Origin of the sequence: Rhodoferax sp., from assembly GCF_018063565.1 — a bacterium.
Classification (GTDB): Bacteria; Pseudomonadota; Gammaproteobacteria; order Burkholderiales; family Burkholderiaceae_C; genus Rhodoferax.
Genome location: NZ_JAGPBB010000027.1, coordinates 16,192 through 33,779 on the forward strand (window position 1 = coordinate 16,192; position 17,588 = coordinate 33,779).

The window sequence follows — 17,588 nt, forward strand, 5'->3', positions numbered from 1 at the left end:
TTTGCGCCCGAAATTCACGGTGCATAATTCGAGCCATATCATGAATCGACTCGCGTCCATCCTTTCCGCTGCTCAGGTGCTTGTTCAAGTCGACGTTTCAAGCAAAAAACGCGCTTTTGAAGAAGCGGGCCTGTTATTTGAAAACCTGCATGGCCTGAGCCGCGCCTTGGTCACCGACAGCCTGTTTTCCCGCGAGCGACTCGGTTCGACCGGCTTGGGGCACGGCGTGGCGATCCCGCATGGGCGCATCAAGGGTCTCAAGTCGCCCATGGCAGCGGTGTTTCAGCTGGCCCATGCCATCGGCTTTGAAGCGCCCGATGACCTCCCGGTGGGCATCATGATCTTTTTGCTGGTCCCTGAAGCCGCCACACAAAAACATCTGGAAATTCTCTCCGAGATCGCCGAGATGCTGAGTGATGCCGCCTTGCGCGACAGAATGCTGACCAGCACTGACGCCGCCGGGCTGCACCAGCTGATTTCAGACTGGCAATCCGCCGGATCAAACTGATCCATCTGCCAGAGCTTGCGATGGGGCTCACCGCTTGAAACCAACCGTCATCAGCGCAGATTTGTTGTTTGAGGCGTTTCGTGCGAGTCTGCGTTGGGAGTGGATCGCCGGACTCGGCGCGTCTGAGCGCCGTTTCGACGAGGTCGTGGTACGCGCTGCCCGATCCGGTGCCGACCTGGTGGGCTACCTGAACTATATTCATCCCTATCGGGTACAGATTCTGGGCGAACGCGAAATCGCCTACCTGACCAACGCCACCGCCGAGGACTGCTCGCGGCGCATCGCCCGCATTGTGACCCTGGAACCCCCCGTATTGGTCCTGGCAGACCGCCAGGTGGCGCCGCCATCGCTGCTGTCGATGTGTGAGCGTGCGCAATTGCCGATGTTCTCAACGGCCAGTTCGTCCGCCTTCGTCATTGATGTACTGCGCGCCTACCTGTCCAAACACTTTGCCGACCGTTGCACCATGCACGGCGTATTCATGGACATTCTGGGTTTGGGCGTCATGATCACGGGTGAGTCCGGCCTGGGCAAAAGCGAACTTGGACTGGAGCTGATTTCGCGTGGCAACGGCCTGGTGGCTGACGATGCCGTGGATCTGTACCGCATCAATCAGGACACCATCGAGGGCCGCTGTCCGGAACTGCTGCTCAATCTGCTCGAAGTCCGCGGTATCGGGCTGCTGGACATCCGCTGCATTTTTGGTGAAACCGCAGTGAGGCGTAAAAAACGCCTGCAATTGATCGTGCATCTGGTGCGCCGCGAGACGCTTGAACGCGACTACGAGCGCATTCCGCACGAACCGCTGACGCAGGACGTACTGGATGTGCCGGTACGCAAGGTGGTAATCCAGGTGGTGGCCGGACGCAATATCGCGGTACTGGTGGAAGCCGCCGTGCGCAACACCATTTTGCAGATTCGTGGTGTGGACACGTATAAAGAATTTGTCGAGCGGCATCGCAAGGCGATGGAAGCGTCAGCCTGAGCGGTCGGCCGGTCCGGCCTCAACGGCGATGGGCGCAGTTCCCCTGGGTGCAATGGGCGTACAGGCTCAAAGCATGATCCGCGATCGCAAAACCCTTGGCAAGCGCCACGGCCCGCTGGCGTTTCTCAATTTGCGCGTCATAGAACTCCTCGACCCGGCCGCAGTCCAGGCATACCAGATGGTCATGGTGCTGGCCTTCGTTGAGCTCATAGACGGCCTTGCCACTTTCAAAATGGCTTCTGGACAAAATATCTGCCTGCTCAAACTGCGCCAGCACGCGATAGACCGTGGCCAAACCCACATCTGCCTCTTCGTCCAGCAGCACGCGGTAGACGTCTTCAGCCGTCATGTGCCGCTGTACGCCTTTCTGGAAAATTTCCAGAATCTTGAGCCTCGGCAATGTGACTTTGAGCCCGGTGTTTTTGAGTTCGTCAATCTTGGTCATTCAGGATTTCCAGTTGTCGCGTTGGGAGCAGGCCTCTGAACCTGACAAAAAATGCTGCCAGTACAATGCGCCGATCATATCGTTCACTGCCCGGCCCATGTTTGAAATACTCGCACGCAGCTTTCGCCTGACCTGTCTATCCGCCGTGACTGTTGGCCTGGTTGCCTGTGGCAGCGTCGACAGCGCCAGCAAGCGCGTCGTCGGTTGGGTCACGCCCTACAAAATCGACATTGTGCAGGGCAATTTTGTGTCGCGTGAGCAGGCCGCTGCCCTGCAAGAGGGCATGAGCCGTACCCAGGTGCTGGAGATTCTGGGTACTCCCCTGCTGACCAGTATTTTTCACGAGAACCGCTGGGACTACGTCTTCACGTTCAAGCGGCAGGGCACAGAGCCGCAATCACGACGCGTTACCGTATTCTTTCAGGGTGAGTCGTTGAAACGCGTTGAGGCCGACGCCCTGCCAAGTGAGGCCGAGTTTGTGGCGTCGCTGGACACCACGCGCAAGCTCGGCAAAGTGCCGGTGCTCGAGGCACCTGCCGACAGCCTCAAGTCCGTCACACCCGCGTCACCGGTGCCGGCAACCAAAGCGCTGCCAGCTGCCCGCAGCAGCTATCCACCGCTGGAGTAAACCCGTTGCTGAGCTTTCAGCCACCTGATCATGTCTAATCTCCACCAAGTTTGTGTTGCTGGCGCCAGCGGTCGGATGGGCCGAATGCTGATCGAAGCGATCCACACGGCTGATGACTGCCAGCTCTGTGGTGCGCTCGACCTGCCAGTCAGCGCCGCCTTGGGGCAGGATCCGGCAGCATTTCTGGGCCATCACAGCGGTATTGGCATCACGGCGGATATTCAGAATGGTTTATCAACGGCAGAAGTGCTGATTGACTTCACCCGCCCGGAAGGCACGCTGGCCCATCTGGCTGTTTGCCGCCAGTTAGGGGTGAACCTGATCATTGGCACCACCGGCTTTACCGATGCTCAAAAGGCGGAAATCGCCGCCGCCGCCCAAGACATCGCCATTGTCATGGCACCCAACATGAGTGTTGGGGTCAATGTGACGATGAAGCTGCTGGAAATGGCAGCCAAGGCACTGTCCAGCGGATACGACATTGAAGTGATTGAGGCGCACCACCGCCACAAAGTGGACGCCCCGTCGGGCACGGCCCTGAAAATGGGCGAGATCATGGCCAAAGCACTGGGGCGCGACCTCAAGGACTGCGCGGTCTACACCCGTGACGGTGTCACTGGCGAGCGCGACCCCTCCAGCATTGGCTTTGCCACCATCCGGGGGGGCGACATTGTGGGTGACCATACGGTGCTGTTTGCCGGTACCGGCGAGCGTATCGAAATCACACACAAGTCCTCCAGCCGTGTCACCTACGCCCAGGGCAGCTTGCGCGCCGTGCGGTTTTTGCGCGGCCGCAAAGCCGGCCTTTTTGACATGGCAGATGTGCTTGACCTGAAATGACGCTGGTCCAGCTGTTCTGGCAAGGCGACCTTTTGGCACGGGGGGTCGCGGTGCTGTTGCTGGCCATGTCAGTCGCGAGTTGGGTGGTGATTCTCTGGAAGTCCTGGCTGTTGCAGCGTGCCAGCGGCGATGTGGCGCGCTGCATTGCCACGTTCTGGCAATCTCCAAACCTGGCAGATGCCAACGTAAAAATCAAAGCTTTTGACCGTGAAGCGATTGTACAGCCTATGCTAGATGCTATCATTATTGATGATTCCGGCACGCTGGCGGGCAGCGGTGACCGGGCGCAGCAGCTGACCCGGGTGCTGCGAAATGCCCTGCACCGCGTGGTGGCCAGGCTGCAGTATGGGCAAGTTTTGCTCGCGACTGTGGGCGCCACTGCCCCGTTTGTGGGTCTGCTTGGCACGGTGTGGGGGATTTACCATGCGCTGATCGGCATCGCCCATGCGGGTCAGGTCAGCATTGACAAAATATCCGGCCCGGTGGGTGAGTCGCTGATCATGACCGCGGCCGGTTTGATGGTCGCCATTCCGGCGGTGCTCGCCTACAACGTGCAAGGGCGCAGCATTGGCCACATCGAAGCCGAACTGGAGGGGTTTGCCCGTGACCTGCGCGAACTCCTGGGCGGCCCGCACGCCCGGCGATAACCCATCGCAGCCCCCGATATGGCATTTGGTCGCCTCGAACGCAGCGCCGTCCCGTCGCCCATGAGCGACATCAACATGACACCTCTGATTGACGTCATGCTGGTGCTGGTGGTCATTTTTATCATCACCGCGCCTTTGCTGGCCAGCACCATCGCGCTTGACCTGCCCAAGGCATCGGCAGCGCCGGCCGCCCACACCCCACCTGTGGTCAGTGTGGCAATCGACGCATCCGGCAATATCTACCTCAACAACCAGCCCATGGGTCTTGATGCCTTGGCAGACCGGTTTGCCAGCGCCCGACTGCAGCATCCGGACACCGAGCTGCAGCTTCGCGCCGACCAATCAGTGGCCTATGGCCGAGTGGTCAGTGTCATGGCGGCAGCGCAGAAGGCCGGCCTGAACCGCATCGGCTTTGTCACAGACCCGCCCTCCGAGCGTGCCAGCAAACCCTAAAATCAGCACCCGTTACCCAGGTGCCTGCCCGCCCCTGAGTCCGCCCCTCACTTAACCCCATTCGCCAACGCGGCACAGTGCCCGCACCGATCGATCGCCATGCAAGACAAATACCAGCACCTTGACGTAGAACCCGCCGCCCAGGCCCACTGGCAGGGCACAGACGCCTACCGGGTCAACGAACACGCGCAGGACGCAAGCGGCCAGGCCAAAAGGAAGTTTTACGCCTGCTCGATGCTGCCCTACCCCAGCGGCAAGCTGCACATGGGCCATGTGCGCAACTACACCATCAACGACATGCTCACGCGCTACCTGCGCATGAACGGCTATAACGTGCTAATGCCCATGGGTTGGGATGCCTTTGGCCTGCCAGCCGAAAACGCGGCGCTGAAAAACCGTGTGCCGCCGGCCCAATGGACCTTTGAGAACATTGCCTACATGAAGCAGCAGATGCAGGCCATGGGTCTGGCCATCGACTGGAGCCGTGAGGTCGCCACCTGCACGCCCGAGTATTACAAGTGGAACCAGTGGCTGTTCTTGAAAATGCTGGAAAAAGGCATTGCCTACCGCAAGACCCAGGTGGTCAACTGGGACCCGGTGGACATGACGGTGCTGGCCAACGAGCAGGTCATCGACGGCAAGGGCTGGCGCACCGGGGCAGTGGTGGAAAAGCGTGAAATTCCGGGTTATTACCTGGCCATCACCCAATACGCTGAAGAATTGTTGGCCAATGTCACCGGCGACAAGATGCCAGGGTGGCCCGAGCGCGTCAAGCTGATGCAGGAAAACTGGATCGGCAAGAGCGAGGGCGTGCGTTTTGCCTTTCCGCACAGCATTTCGGATGCATCGGGCCGCTTGATTGGCGATGGCCGGATGTATGTGTTCACCACCCGGCCTGACACCATCATGGGGGTGACCTTTTGCGCGGTGGCGCCGGAGCATCCGATCGCGGCACATGCTGCGGCGGCCAATCCGGCGCTGGCTGCGTTCATCGACGAATGTGGCAAGGGCGGCACCACCGAGGCCGAGATGGCGCTAAAGGAAAAGGTGGGCATGCCCACCGGCCTGTCTGTGACGCACCCACTCACTGGCGAATCGGTCGCGGTCTGGGTGGGCAACTATGTGCTGATGGGCTATGGCGATGGCGCGGTGATGGGGGTGCCCGCGCATGACGAGCGAGATTTCGCGTTTGCCTTGAAGTACGCGTTGCCGATCAAGCCGGTTGTGGCGGTCCTGAACCCGGCTGGATCTGTGTCCGCGCCAGCCTACCGCGGCTTCGATACGACTGTCTGGCAGGACTGGTACGCCGAAAAGGGTTCTGGCATTGCCGTCAATTCTGGCAAATACGATGGACTGGTGTTCAAGGACTGTGTCGCGGCCGTGGCGGCTGACCTGGGTGCGCTCGGTCTGGGCGAGACAAAAATCACCTGGCGGCTGCGCGATTGGGGCATCAGCCGCCAGCGCTACTGGGGCACGCCGATTCCGATCATTCACTGTGAGGATCATGGCGCAGTGCCGGTACCCGAAAAAGACTTGCCCGTGGTGCTGCCCGATGACCTGGTCCCGGACGGCTCGGGCAACCCGTTGAACAAATGTGAGGCGTTCCATGCAGGGGTGACATGCCCGATCTGCGGCAAAGCTGCGCGGCGCGAAACCGACACCATGGACACCTTTGTCGACAGTTCCTGGTACTTCATGCGCTACTGCGACCCGACCAATGCCGACAGGATGGTGGCTGACGGTGCGGACTACTGGATGCCGATGGACCAGTACATCGGCGGCATCGAACACGCGATCCTGCACCTGCTGTACGCGCGCTTCTGGACCAAGGTGATGCGTGATCTGGGGTTGGTCAAGGTCGATGAACCGTTCACCAAACTGCTCACACAGGGCATGGTGCTTAACCACATCTACAGCCGGCGCACCCCTCAAGGCGGAAAAGACTACTTCTGGCCCAAAGATGTCGAGCATGTGCTTGATGCCACGGGCAAAGTCGTCGGCGCACGGTTGATCCATGCGGTGGCCGATTTGCCGGTGGGTACGGCCATCGACTATGAAGGTGTGGGCACCATGAGCAAGTCGAAGAACAATGGTGTTGATCCGCAGGACCTGATCGAGAAATATGGTGCCGACACCGCACGCCTGTACACCATGTTCACCGCCCCGCCGGAGGCTACGCTGGAGTGGAACGACGCCGCCGTGGAAGGCAGTTACCGCTTCCTGCGCCGCGTTTGGGCATTTGGTGTCAAACTTTCCACTATGAATATGGAAGCTGCAGAGGCAATTGCAGTAAGCGCTGGGAGCCTGAATGATGTTGAGTTTGGCAAGGAGGCCAAAACCTTGCGCCGCGAGATTCACACGGTACTCAAACAGGTCGATTACGACTACCAGCGGATGCAGTACAACACCGTGGTGTCAGGCACGATGAAGATGATCAACGCGCTGGAAGACTTCAAGGCCCTGGACTGCGCCGGAGCGCAGGTGGCGTTGGTGGAGGGTTTTGCCATACTGCTGCGCTGCCTGTACCCGGCCACCCCCCACATCACCCATGCGCTGTGGTCCGACCTGGGTTATGCAGGGGTACTGGGTGACCTGCTCGACACCGGGTGGCCAAAGGTGGACGCCGTGGCGCTGGCCACCGACGAGATCGAGCTGATGTTGCAAATCAACGGCAAGCTGCGCGGTGCCATCGTGGTCAGCAGCAACGCCGACCGGTCGACCATCGAACAGGCGGCAATGGCCCATGAGATGTTCCAGAAGTTCTCTCAGGGTGCTGCCCCAAAAAAGGTGATTGTGGTGCCTGGGCGCCTCGTCAATCTGGTGGTTTGAGCCATGACCATACGCCTTGACTCTGAAAACCGCGACGCAAGTGCTGCGCCCATGACCAGCGGCGTGGCGATGGCCGCGACCGTCGGACTGCGCCGCCGTCGGTTTGCCGCCGCCCTGGCACTGAGCGCGTTGGCGGGCGGGTGCGGCTTCAAACTGCGCGGCAGTCAGCGCTTTGCCTTCAGCGAAATGGCCCTCCAGCCCAGCCCCGGCGGTCCGGTGGTGCAGGAGTTGCGTGCCGCACTCAGCGGATCGGTGCGCATACTCGGCGCCGACGTGCCATCGGACAAGGCGCCCCTGCGGCTGGAAATTTTGAGTGAGCAGCGTGAAAAGACCGTGGTCGGCGTCAACACATCCGGTCAGGTGCGCGAGTTTCAGTTGCGCCTGCGCGTCAGCTTCAAGCTCGATGTCTCGCAAGGGCGTGAGTTGATTGCGCCCGAGACCATCGTGCAGTTGCGCGACATCAGCTACAACGAAACTTATGCGCTGGCCAAAGAAACCGAGGAGGCCCAGCTTTACCGCGACATGCAAAGCGACGTGGTGCAACAAATCCTGCGCCGACTGGCTGCCATCAAGCTGCCACCTTGACGGAGTCGAACGCCTCCTTGGCGTCTGCGGGCAACACCCTGGCTCGCACCAGTTGGTACAGGTCCCTGGGATCTGTCAGCTGCACCATCAAGGCCAAAGGGTCGCCAAGGTGCAACTTTTGCGCCTGTGCCTGGAGGTAACGCAAGGCGGAAAAGTCTTCCATGGCAAAACCGACCGAGTCAAAGACCGTGACCTCGTGTGCGTCCTGCCGCCCAGGCGCGCACCCTTGAAGCACGCGCCAGAGTTCGGTCACGGCAAAGTCGGCTGGCAATTGCTGCAAATCCCCCTCAATGCGGGTTTGGGGTTCAAACTCAACAAATACCCGTGCCGCACGCAAGACGTCAGGATGTATTTCAGTCTTGCCCGGGCAGTCACCACCCACCGCGTTGATGTGCATCCCGGGCTCGAGCATGTCGACGGTGACGATGGCGGCATTGGTTTTGTCGGCGGTGATGGTGCTCACAATGTCGGCGCCGCGCACTGCTTCGCGAATACTGCCGCAGCGGATCAGGCGCAGGGGCGATGCATCGGGGCGCTGCTGCAGGTTGCGCAACAACTTGACCGTCGCTTGGGGATCAATGTCGAACGCCCGAATTTCCTCGATCCCCAGCAGGTGATGAAACGCCAGAGCCTGGAACTCGCTTTGTGCACCGTTGCCAATCAATGCCATGACCTTGCTGTCTGGCCGCGCCAACACCCGTGCCGCCAGCGCCGATGTGGCCGCCGTGCGCAAGGCCGTGGTCAGTGTCAGTTCGCTGACCAACAGTGGGAATCCCGTTGCCACGTCAGCCAGCACCCCAAACGCCATCACGGTTGGCAAACCCTGGGTGGCGTTTCCTGGATGCCCGTTGACGTACTTGAAGGTATAGGTGCGCTCGTCGGCAATGGGCATGAGCTCAATCACGCCCAGGGCCGAATGACTTGCCAGACGGGCTGACTTGTCAAAACTTTGCCAGCGCAAAAAATCATACCGAATGCAGTCCGCCATCCCTTGCAGAGTGGCAGCCATGCCGTTGTGCAAGACGATCTCTGACACGTCGAGCGGGCTGAGAAAACGGGTCGTCAGGTTGGGATTGGGGGTGTGCATCATGCTCTGTCTGCTCTGGTCAATGGGTTCTGTTCACGGGTTGCACAGAGTTTGATCGGTTTTCACAACAATAACAATCGTCAACAATGACTAAAAATAGTCACATAATTGACGTTTTGACAGCACTGATTGCCACTATGGATGAAACAGACCAACAACTGCTCTCGCTCTTGCGTCAGGACGCACGCCTGTCGGTGGCGGCACTGGCCCCCAAGCTCAAGGTTTCGCGTGGCACCGTCACCAACCGTATCCGGCGGCTGGAAGATGATGGGGTCATCGTCGGCTACACGGTGCGGCTGCGCCCGGATGTACAGCATGATCAGATCACTGCCTGGATGAGTATTGCGGTCGAGGGCAACCAGACCCGTGTCGTGATTGCCGCATTGCTCGGGGAACCGGGGGTGGCCACCCTGCACGACACCAACGGGCGCTGGGACCTGCTGGCCGAATTGCGCGCTGAGAGTTTGCAGGAGCTGGCCAAGGTGCTGGAACGCATTCGACTGCTCAAGGGGATCAGCAACACCGAAACCAGCATCCACCTGGAAACCTACCGTCTGGCTTGACGGGTGGTGACGCTCAGGACTTCTTTTTCTTGCGTGCCGCTTTGCGCTCGTTGCCCGGACGGTCACGGTACAGGTAACTCGACACCGCATCGGCCAGGCGGGTCGCTTGCGCCACATGGTTGCTGCCACCGAGCATCAGGCTGGTGATCAAGGCCTCGACCACCAGCACGGCACCGGTATAGCTGCTGGAGAGCACCGGATGTGAGGCGGCTGCCAACAGCACATCGTGGGACCACGGCACCAAGGGCGATGCCACCGAATCGGTGATCGCCACAATCCGGGCACCACGGTCCCTTGCGTAACGTGACAACGTGATGGCATCGCTGGCATAACGTGGGAAGGCGATGGCAATCAGCAAGTCACTGGGGCCGATGTTCATCAGCCGTGTGGCGGCCACGCCGGTTCCACCAAACTCCACCACATTGATGGTCTGTCGGCAAAACGGCTGCAGGTTGAACGCCAGCAGCGCCGCCAGATGGGCACTGGCACCAAAGCCCAAGGTGTAGACCGTTTCCGCTGCCAGCACACGCCGCGACACGGTGTTGAGCCGCGACAAGTCCAAACCCGCCACGGTGCCACTCAGGTTGCTCAGGTTGGCCTGCAGACTTTCGGACAGCACCGGATTGACCCCACTGCTGCCGGGTTCGCGCTGCAACGCGCCACGGAGTTTCTCGACCGGCTGAAACACCGGCTGCATCGCCTTGTGCAGCACCTCGGCCATGGCCGCACGCAAGGCGGCAAAGCCTTCAAAACCCAGCTTGCGCGCAAACCGGCTCAAAGTGGCCGTCGAGGTCTGCACCTGATTGGCCAGCTCCTCTATCCCCCAGGCAGTGGCACGCACTGGATTGCGCAGCAAAAAGTCAGCAATCATGGCATCACTGCCGCGCCCCTTGGCCAGCAATTGCTGCAATTGCTGACCCAGTGCAGAACCCGCAAACTGGGTATCGACCTGCAATGTGGCGGGCGGCTGGGTTTGGGCTGGAGCGTCATCCATGGCAGGAGTTTAGCGCTGCGACGACCAACACCAGATGCCACCCGTCATACCGCCGCTCCTATACTCGCACACCCTGCTCCAAAGGAATGCTTCATGCGCTTCACGCCTATCGTCGGCACCACTTGCCAAACGCTGCTGCTGGCAGCGGCCACACTGGCCATCTCCATGCCGCTGCAAAGCTCGGCGCAAACCACCGCCACCCCCAAGGCCTACCCCATCCGGGATTTTTTCAGCAACCCCGAAAAGGGCTATTTCCGGTTGAGCGACGACGGTCGCACCTTGGGTTTCATGCAGCCGGTGTCGGTCAAAGGTGCGGCACGACGCATGAATGTGTTTGTGCAGCCGCTCAAAGGCAGCACACCGGTAGGCCAGGCGCGCCGCCTGACCGCCGAGACGGCACGTGACATCAACATCTATCACTGGAAAGGCAGCAGCCGCATCCTCTACACCAAAGACTTTGGCGGTGACGAGAACTTCCATGTAGTCGCCATCGACGTCAAAACCGGCAAGGTGACCGACCTGACGCCAGGCGACAAGGTGCGAGCCGAACTCCTGGACGACCTGCCCGATGATCCGCACCACATCCTGGTCAGCCACAACCGACGCAACGCCGAAGTGTTTGACGTCTATCGCATCGACCTGCGCACCGGGCGCGAACAGTTGGTGGCTCAAAACCCGGGCGACATCGTCGGCTGGACCACCGACCACGCCGGCAAAGTGCGCGGCGCGGTTCGTACCGATGGACTCAGCACGGTTCTGCTGTACCGCGCCAACGAGCGCGACGCGTTCAAACCCATCATCACCACCGACTACAAGACCGAAGTCGACATCGCCGCCTTTACCGCCGACAACAGGAAGTTCTACGCCATCAGCAACCGGGGGCGCGACAAGAAAGCGCTGGTCACCATTGACCCGGTCAAACCCGATACCGAAGAACTGGTGTATGCACACCCCGATGTCGATGTGGCCGGCCTGAGCTGGTCTCGGCTGCATAAGAAAATCACCGACCTGACCTATGTGACCGACAGGAGCCAGCGCCAGTATTTTGATGCCGCGACCGAGCAGCGCTACCGCAGAATCGAGGCCAAAGTACCCGGCATGGAGGTCCACCTGCAAAGCGGCACGCGGGCCGAGGACAAGTTCATTGTGGCCGCCAGCAACGACCGCACACCCGGTACGCGCTACATTTTTGATGCCAAAAGTGATTCGCTGAGCAAGCTTGCCGACATCAACCCCAAGATTGCCGAGCAGGACATGGCTGCGATGCAACCGGTCACGTACCCAAGCCGTGACGGCCTGACGCTGCATGGCTACCTCACCTTGCCGCCGGGACGGGGCAAGCAGAACCTGCCGTGCATCATCAATCCACATGGCGGCCCCTGGGCACGCGACGACTGGGGTTACAACCCCGAAGTGCAGTTTTTGGCCAACCGCGGCTACTGTGTGCTGCAAATGAACTTTCGTGGCTCCACCGGCTACGGGCGCCAGTTCTGGGAAGCGTCGTTTGGCCAGTGGGGCCTGAAGATGCAGGATGACATCACCGACGGGGTGCAGTGGTTGATCAACCAGGGCACGGCCGATCCCAAGCGCATCGCCATTTACGGTGCCAGCTACGGCGGTTACGCTACGCTGGCCGGCGTCGCGTTCACGCCTGACCTGTACGCCGCGGCAGTCAACTACGTGGGGGTCAGCAATCTGTTTACCTTCATGAACACCATCCCACCCTATTGGCGCCCGCAACTGCCCAAGTTCTACGACATGGTCGGCCACCCCGAAAAAGACAAAGAACGACTGACGCGCACCTCACCTGCGCTCAACGCCGACAAGATCAAAACCCCCCTGCTGGTGGTGCAAGGCGCGCGCGACCCACGGGTGAACAAGGCCGAGAGCGACCAGATGGTGCAGGCGCTGCGCGCGCGCGGCGTGGAGGTGCCTTACCTGGTCAAAGACAACGAGGGCCATGGTTTTCACAACGAAGAAAACCAGTTCGAGTTTTACGAAACCATGGAGGCCTTCCTGGCCAAACACCTTAAACCTCAATAACGGGTATGCAGATCAGCCCCTCTGCACTTGCAGCCCATTTGCAAAAGGGGCTCAAAAGCCTTTACACCCTGCATGGTGACGAGCCCTTGCTGATTCAGGAGGCGCTTGACACCATCCGCGTCGTGGCGCGGGCGCAGGGGTTTTCCGAGCGCACCTCCCACACCGTCGCAGGGGCTCACTTTGACTGGAGCGAAGTGCTGGCAGCCAGTGGCTCGTTGAGCCTGTTTGCCGACAAGCAGATGCTTGAGCTGCGCATTCCCAGTGGCAAACCCGGCAAGGACGGCAGCGCCGCCTTGCAACAGCTGGTGGACCAATCACGCGGCAGCGATGCCACCCTGACACTGGTGGTCTTGCCGCGGCTTGACAAGCTGACCAAATCCAGTGCCTGGTTCGCCGCGCTGGAGACCGGCATCACACTGGAAGTGAGTCCGGTGGACCGTGCGGCGCTGCCGCAGTGGATCGCCCAGCGCCTAGCGCTGCAAGGTCAGCGTGTGACGGCGGGTGAAGCGGGTCAGCGTACCCTGCAGTTTTTTGCCGACCGGGTGGAAGGCAATCTGCTGGCCGCGCATCAGGAGATTCAGAAGCTCGCGCTGCTTTACCCTGGCGGTGAACTCGGCTTTGCGCAAATCGAGGCTGCGGTATTGAACGTGGCACGTTACGACGTGTTCAAGTTATCTGAGGCGGTGCTGGCGGGCCAGTTCGGCCGCGTGCAACGGATGCTCGACGGCTTGCAGGCCGAAGGCGAAGCCGAGGTGCTGGTGCACTTCGCACTGGCGGAAGACATTCGCGCCCTGAAACGCGTCAAGGACGCCATGAACCAGGGCAAACCGCTGCCGATGGCGCTGCGTGAACAACGGATCTGGGGTCACAAGGAGCGCTTGTTTGAGCGCGTGTTGCCACGCCTGGGCGATGCCACCCTGGCGCAGTTGCTACTCCAGGCGCATCAGGTCGACGGCATTGTGAAAGGGCTCAAGCTTGCACAATGGCCCAGCGATGGCTGGCAGGCGCTGCAGCGGCTGGCCATGTTGTTGTGCCGTGCCTGTCAGCCGGAGCCGACCCAATAAAAAAGGCACCGGGGTTGCCGATGCCTTCTTTGTTGTCTGGCCTGTTGGGCCGATCTCCTGGGGTCTTTCACCTTGCGCGGGCACATGTCCCGCAAGTGATGGCCAGACTTTACGCCCCAAACCAGTGCTGTGCCATTGGGAAATACCCTTGCGAAAGATCAAATTTTGTGCGTTGTGGCGTCTTCGAGAATCCAGCGCGCCGCCTTCTCCGCCATCATCAAGGTGGGTGCGTTGGTGTTGCCGCTGGTGATCAGCGGCATGGCGCCGGCGTCCACGACACGCAAGCCCGCCACCAGGCCCGTGGGGCCACGCACCCGCATCCGTGCGTCCAACACCGCCAGCGGGTCGTCGTCCCGGCCCATCTTGGTGGTGGCCACCGGATGGAATATGGTGGTGGCAATGTCACCGGCCAGACGCGCCAACTCGTCATCGGTCTGGAACTGCAAGCCCGGCTTGAACTCCTGCGGCAGGTACCGGGCCAAGGCCGGCTGCCCCACAATGGTGCGCGTGAGACGCAGCGAATCGGCCGCCACCTTGCGGTCGGCGTCGGTGCTGAGGTAATGGGGCGCAATAAGCGGTGGCACAGCAAAGTCGGGCGAGCTGATCTGTACGTGGCCGCGGCTGGTCGGATTGAGGTTGCACACGCTGGCGGTGAATGCCGCAAAATCATGCAGCGGCTTGCCAAAAGCCTCCAGACTCAAGGGTTGCACGTGGTACTCGATATTGGGGTAGGGCTGACCGGGGTCACTGCGGGTAAAGGCACCGAGTTGACTGGGCGCCATGCTCATGGGGCCGGTGCGCTTCATGGCATATTCCAGGCCAATCATGGCCTTGCCCCACCAGGAACTGGCCAGGGTGTTGAGGGTTTGGACACCCTGCACCTTGAACACCGCGCGGATCTGCAGGTGATCCTGCAAATTGCCACCGACGCCCGGCGCATCGTGCAACACGCTGATGCCATGACGCTGCAATAATGCTCCGGGTCCGATGCCCGAAAGTTGCAACAGCTGCGGCGAGCCAATACTGCCCGCGCTCAAAATCAGCTCGGCACTGGCGCTGACAGTCAGCATCTCGCCGCCCTTGAGGACCTGTACCCCGGTGCAGCGCAGGCTGCCGTCACCCTGTTGCACCAGTTCCAGACGCGCCGCCTGCGCCTGCGTCCACACCTGCAGGTTGGCGCGACCGTCACAGGCCGGGCGCAAAAACGCCTTGGCGGTATTCCATCGCCAGCCGGAGCGCTGGTTGACTTCGAAGTAACCCACCCCCTCGTTGGAGCCGGTATTGAAGTCGTCGGTGGCGGCAATGCCCGCCTGTTGTGCCGCCTGGGCAAAGGCGTCGAGCACATCCCAGCGCAGCCGTTGCTTCTCCACCCGCCACTCACCGCCGCGGCCGTGAAACTGTGCAAAAACTTCACGACTTTTTGCGCTAAAGCGCTTATCTGTATTCACTTCTTCGCCATCCAATCGATAGTGACTTTCATGGCGAATAAAGTCCGGCAGGCAGTTCTGCCAGGCCCAGGCCGGCTCGCCCGTGAGCTGTGCCCAGGCATCGTAGTCCCGCGCCTGCCCGCGCATGTAGATCATGCCGTTGATGCTGCTGCAGCCGCCCAAAGTCTTGCCGCGCGGATACAACAGGGAGCGCCCATTGAGCCCGGCATCGGGCTGCGTGCGGTACAGCCAGTCGGTACGCGGGTTGTCGATGCAGTACAGGTACCCCACCGGAATGTGGATCCAGGGGTAACTGTCTGGCCCCCCCGCCTCCAGCAGCAACACCCGTTTGCTCGGGTCGGCGCTAAGCCGGTTGGCAAGCAGACATCCGGCCGTGCCGGCACCGACAATGATGTAGTCAAAGTGTGTACCCATACTGCCTCGCTTTCCGTCAGTCTGCGCCCGGCCCGAGCGGCCCCTTTGCGGGCATTTTGCCGCAATGCGGGTGTGTCTCTGCAGCAGCATTGCCGTTACGATGCACATACCTTGAAATTCACGCCATGAACGAGCCCGCCCCGACCCTGGTTCTGCAGCCCTGCACCGACGGCACTTGTGCCGTGCTGGGCGGTTGCTGGGGTGCGGCGCGCCTGGCCGAACCTGCCAACTGGTCCCGTGTGACACAGGAGCTCGGCGCTTGCCAGGCGCAAACGGCCAGTTACCGCTGGGACCTGCGCGGTATCAAGCGGCTGGACCACACGGGTGCCCAACTGCTGTGGAACCACTGGGGACACCAATGGCCCGCCCGACTCGACCTGCAACCCGGCCAGCGCGCCATGCTGGAACGGGTCGCCCGCTACACCACCGTCGCACCCAAACCACCCCCCTGGAACGCCTGGGTGAGTTTTCTGAAACTCGGCGAAAAGGTCTGGGTGTTGATCGACCACGCGCAAGGCTTGCTGCGCCTGCTGGGTCAATTGCTGCTGGACCTGCTGCATCTGCTGCGCTCACCCCGGCGTGGGCCGTGGCGCGATGTATCGGGCCATCTGTACCACATTGGTGCCACTGCGCTGCCCATCACCGCGCTGGTGGGTTTCATGATTGGCATTGTGCTGGCGTATCTGATGTCGCGCCAATTGCGCCAGTTTGGCGCCGACACCTTCATCGTCAACATTCTGGGACTGGCGCTGATCCGCGAGCTGGGACCGATGCTGGCGGCCATTCTGATCGCCGGTCGTTCAGGCTCAGCCATCACCGCGCAGATCGGTGTGATGCGCGTCACCGAGGAGCTCGACGCCATGCGCGTCATGGGCATCCCGAAAGGATACCGACTGGTGTTGCCTCGCGCACTCGCCATTGCGCTGGCGATGCCGCTGATTGCCGTGTGGACCACCGCGTCGGCCATGTTGGGCGGCATTCTGGCGGCCGATCTGGTGCTGGGTGTCACACCGGCCTACTTTTTTGCCACCCTGCCCAACGTGGTCGAAATCAGCAACCTGTGGCTGGCGCTGGGCAAGTCAGCCCTGTTTGGCGTGCTGATTGCGCTGATTGGCTGTCACTTTGGCCTGCGTGTCAAACCCAACACCGAGAGCCTCGGCCAGGGCACCACCGCCTCGGTGGTGACCAGCATCACGGTGGTGCTGCTGGTGGACGCGCTGGCGGCGGTGGTGTTCAAGAACATCGGACTATGAATCTGCCCGACCGTCGCGCGCCAGTGGTGCAGATCAAACAGCTGTGGTCGGTGTTTCACAGTGCCGGGCGAGATGTGGTGATCCACCAGAACCTCGATCTGAACATTGCGCAGGGCGAAATGTTGTCGATTGTGGGCGGCTCAGGCTCGGGCAAGACAGTATTGCTACGCCAGATTCTCGGGCTGGCGCACCCCAACCGCGGCAGCGTCACGGTGCTGGGTGAACCGGCCGAACAGCTTGGGCGCGAAGGGGCTGCCAGCCGCGTCGGCATGCTGTTTCAGCACGGGGCGCTATTTTCGGCGTTCAGTGTCATCGACAACATCGCCTTTGCGCTGCGCGAACTCGGCACCTTGCCCAAAGACCTGATCCGCGACGTGGCGATGGTCAAGCTGCAAATGGTGGGGCTGGACGTATCGGCCGCGCACAAGATGCCAGCCGACCTCTCGGGCGGCATGATCAAACGGGTGGCCCTGGCACGGGCACTGATCATGGACCCGCCGCTGCTGCTGCTCGACGAACCCACCGCCGGGCTCGACCCCGGCAGCGCCGACGAGTTCTGTGCCCTGCTGAAGGCATTGCACCAGGAACTGGATCTGACCGTGGTGATGGTGACGCACGACCTCGACACCCTGCTGGAACTGTCCACCCGCATTGCCGTGGTGGCCGACAAACACATCGTCGCGCTGGGCAGCGCTGCCCAGGTGATGGCGCATCCGCACCCGTTCATCAAGGAGTTTTTTCTCGGCGAACGGGGTCTGCGGGCCGCTGCGCTGTTGCAAGACAACCCAAAAGCAGGTTAAAA

17 protein-coding genes are annotated in these 17,588 nt (G+C 61.1%); 13 read left to right on the forward strand and 4 right to left on the reverse strand.

The features are described from left to right. The first annotated feature begins 40 nt into the window (after positions 1 to 40). Complete coding sequence (locus KBF66_RS08420; RefSeq protein WP_296655047.1) at positions 41 to 508, forward strand: PTS sugar transporter subunit IIA; 468 nt, start codon at positions 41 to 43, stop codon at positions 506 to 508. Positions 509 to 542: 34 nt separating this feature from the next. After that, complete coding sequence (gene hprK / locus KBF66_RS08425; protein ID WP_296655049.1) at positions 543 to 1,493, forward strand: HPr(Ser) kinase/phosphatase; 951 nt, start codon at positions 543 to 545, stop codon at positions 1,491 to 1,493. Positions 1,494 to 1,512: 19 nt separating this feature from the next. On the opposite strand, the gene fur is transcribed toward hprK, so the two are convergent. Continuing rightward, positions 1,513 to 1,938: a ferric iron uptake transcriptional regulator gene (gene fur, locus KBF66_RS08430; protein WP_296655052.1), complete on the reverse strand. Its 426-nt coding sequence runs from the start codon at positions 1,936 to 1,938 to the stop codon at positions 1,513 to 1,515. Positions 1,939 to 2,035: 97 nt separating this feature from the next. On the opposite strand from fur, the gene KBF66_RS08435 reads away from it, so the two are divergent. From KBF66_RS08435 to lptE, 6 genes are all read left to right on the forward strand, one after another. Next, on the forward strand, positions 2,036 to 2,566 hold the full coding sequence (locus tag KBF66_RS08435; protein WP_296655054.1) for an outer membrane protein assembly factor BamE: 531 nt from the start codon (positions 2,036 to 2,038) through the stop codon (positions 2,564 to 2,566). A gap of 30 nt (positions 2,567 to 2,596) precedes the next feature. Next, positions 2,597 to 3,406, forward strand: coding sequence for a 4-hydroxy-tetrahydrodipicolinate reductase (gene dapB / locus KBF66_RS08440; protein WP_296655056.1), 810 nt, complete (start codon positions 2,597 to 2,599; stop codon positions 3,404 to 3,406). After that, the gene (locus KBF66_RS08445) at positions 3,403 to 4,053 is read left to right on the forward strand and encodes a MotA/TolQ/ExbB proton channel family protein (RefSeq protein WP_296655058.1); all 651 of its coding nucleotides are present in this window, start codon (positions 3,403 to 3,405) and stop codon (positions 4,051 to 4,053) included. Before dapB ends, KBF66_RS08445 begins: the two co-directional genes overlap by 4 nt. A gap of 18 nt (positions 4,054 to 4,071) precedes the next feature. Next, complete coding sequence (locus tag KBF66_RS08450) at positions 4,072 to 4,506, forward strand: biopolymer transporter ExbD (protein WP_296655060.1); 435 nt, start codon at positions 4,072 to 4,074, stop codon at positions 4,504 to 4,506. Between the two features lie 99 nt (positions 4,507 to 4,605). Further along, positions 4,606 to 7,335 carry a leucine--tRNA ligase gene (gene leuS / locus KBF66_RS08455; protein ID WP_296655062.1) on the forward strand — a complete coding sequence of 910 codons (2,730 nt, stop codon included), beginning with the start codon at positions 4,606 to 4,608 and terminating at the stop codon, positions 7,333 to 7,335. A gap of 3 nt (positions 7,336 to 7,338) precedes the next feature. Further along, positions 7,339 to 7,920, forward strand: coding sequence for an LPS assembly lipoprotein LptE (gene lptE, locus KBF66_RS08460; protein ID WP_296655064.1), 582 nt, complete (start codon positions 7,339 to 7,341; stop codon positions 7,918 to 7,920). On the opposite strand, the gene KBF66_RS08465 is transcribed toward lptE, so the two are convergent. Next, positions 7,904 to 9,007 carry an ornithine cyclodeaminase gene (locus tag KBF66_RS08465; protein ID WP_296655092.1) on the reverse strand — a complete coding sequence of 368 codons (1,104 nt, stop codon included), beginning with the start codon at positions 9,005 to 9,007 and terminating at the stop codon, positions 7,904 to 7,906. The genes lptE and KBF66_RS08465 overlap by 17 nt on opposite strands. Positions 9,008 to 9,144: 137 nt before the next feature. On the opposite strand from KBF66_RS08465, the gene KBF66_RS08470 reads away from it, so the two are divergent. Beyond that, complete coding sequence (locus tag KBF66_RS08470) at positions 9,145 to 9,570, forward strand: Lrp/AsnC family transcriptional regulator (RefSeq protein WP_296655066.1); 426 nt, start codon at positions 9,145 to 9,147, stop codon at positions 9,568 to 9,570. Between the two features lie 13 nt (positions 9,571 to 9,583). Here the strand turns inward: KBF66_RS08470 and KBF66_RS08475 are convergent, their stop codons facing one another. After that, entirely contained in the window at positions 9,584 to 10,564 is a 981-nt protein-coding gene (locus KBF66_RS08475; protein ID WP_296655068.1) for a MurR/RpiR family transcriptional regulator, read from the reverse strand. 165 nt (positions 10,565 to 10,729) lie between these two features. Between KBF66_RS08475 and KBF66_RS08480 the strand changes: the two genes are divergently transcribed. Together KBF66_RS08480 and holA are read left to right on the forward strand one after the other, a co-directional pair. Further along, positions 10,730 to 12,607, forward strand: coding sequence for a S9 family peptidase (locus KBF66_RS08480; protein ID WP_296655095.1), 1,878 nt, complete (start codon positions 10,730 to 10,732; stop codon positions 12,605 to 12,607). Between the two features lie 5 nt (positions 12,608 to 12,612). Further along, the gene (gene holA, locus KBF66_RS08485) at positions 12,613 to 13,671 is read left to right on the forward strand and encodes a DNA polymerase III subunit delta (protein ID WP_296655072.1); all 1,059 of its coding nucleotides are present in this window, start codon (positions 12,613 to 12,615) and stop codon (positions 13,669 to 13,671) included. Between the two features lie 158 nt (positions 13,672 to 13,829). On the opposite strand, the gene KBF66_RS08490 is transcribed toward holA, so the two are convergent. After that, positions 13,830 to 15,533, reverse strand: a complete 1,704-nt coding sequence (locus KBF66_RS08490) for a GMC family oxidoreductase N-terminal domain-containing protein (protein WP_296655074.1) — start codon at positions 15,531 to 15,533, stop codon at positions 13,830 to 13,832. Positions 15,534 to 15,658: 125 nt separating this feature from the next. Here KBF66_RS08490 and KBF66_RS08495 point away from each other — a divergent pair, with 125 nt between their 5' ends. Both KBF66_RS08495 and KBF66_RS08500 read left to right on the forward strand, forming a co-directional pair. Further along, complete coding sequence (locus KBF66_RS08495) at positions 15,659 to 16,786, forward strand: ABC transporter permease (RefSeq protein WP_296655076.1); 1,128 nt, start codon at positions 15,659 to 15,661, stop codon at positions 16,784 to 16,786. Continuing rightward, entirely contained in the window at positions 16,783 to 17,586 is an 804-nt protein-coding gene (locus KBF66_RS08500; RefSeq protein WP_296655078.1) for an ATP-binding cassette domain-containing protein, read from the forward strand. Before KBF66_RS08495 ends, KBF66_RS08500 begins: the two co-directional genes overlap by 4 nt. Positions 17,587 to 17,588 lie beyond the last annotated feature (2 nt).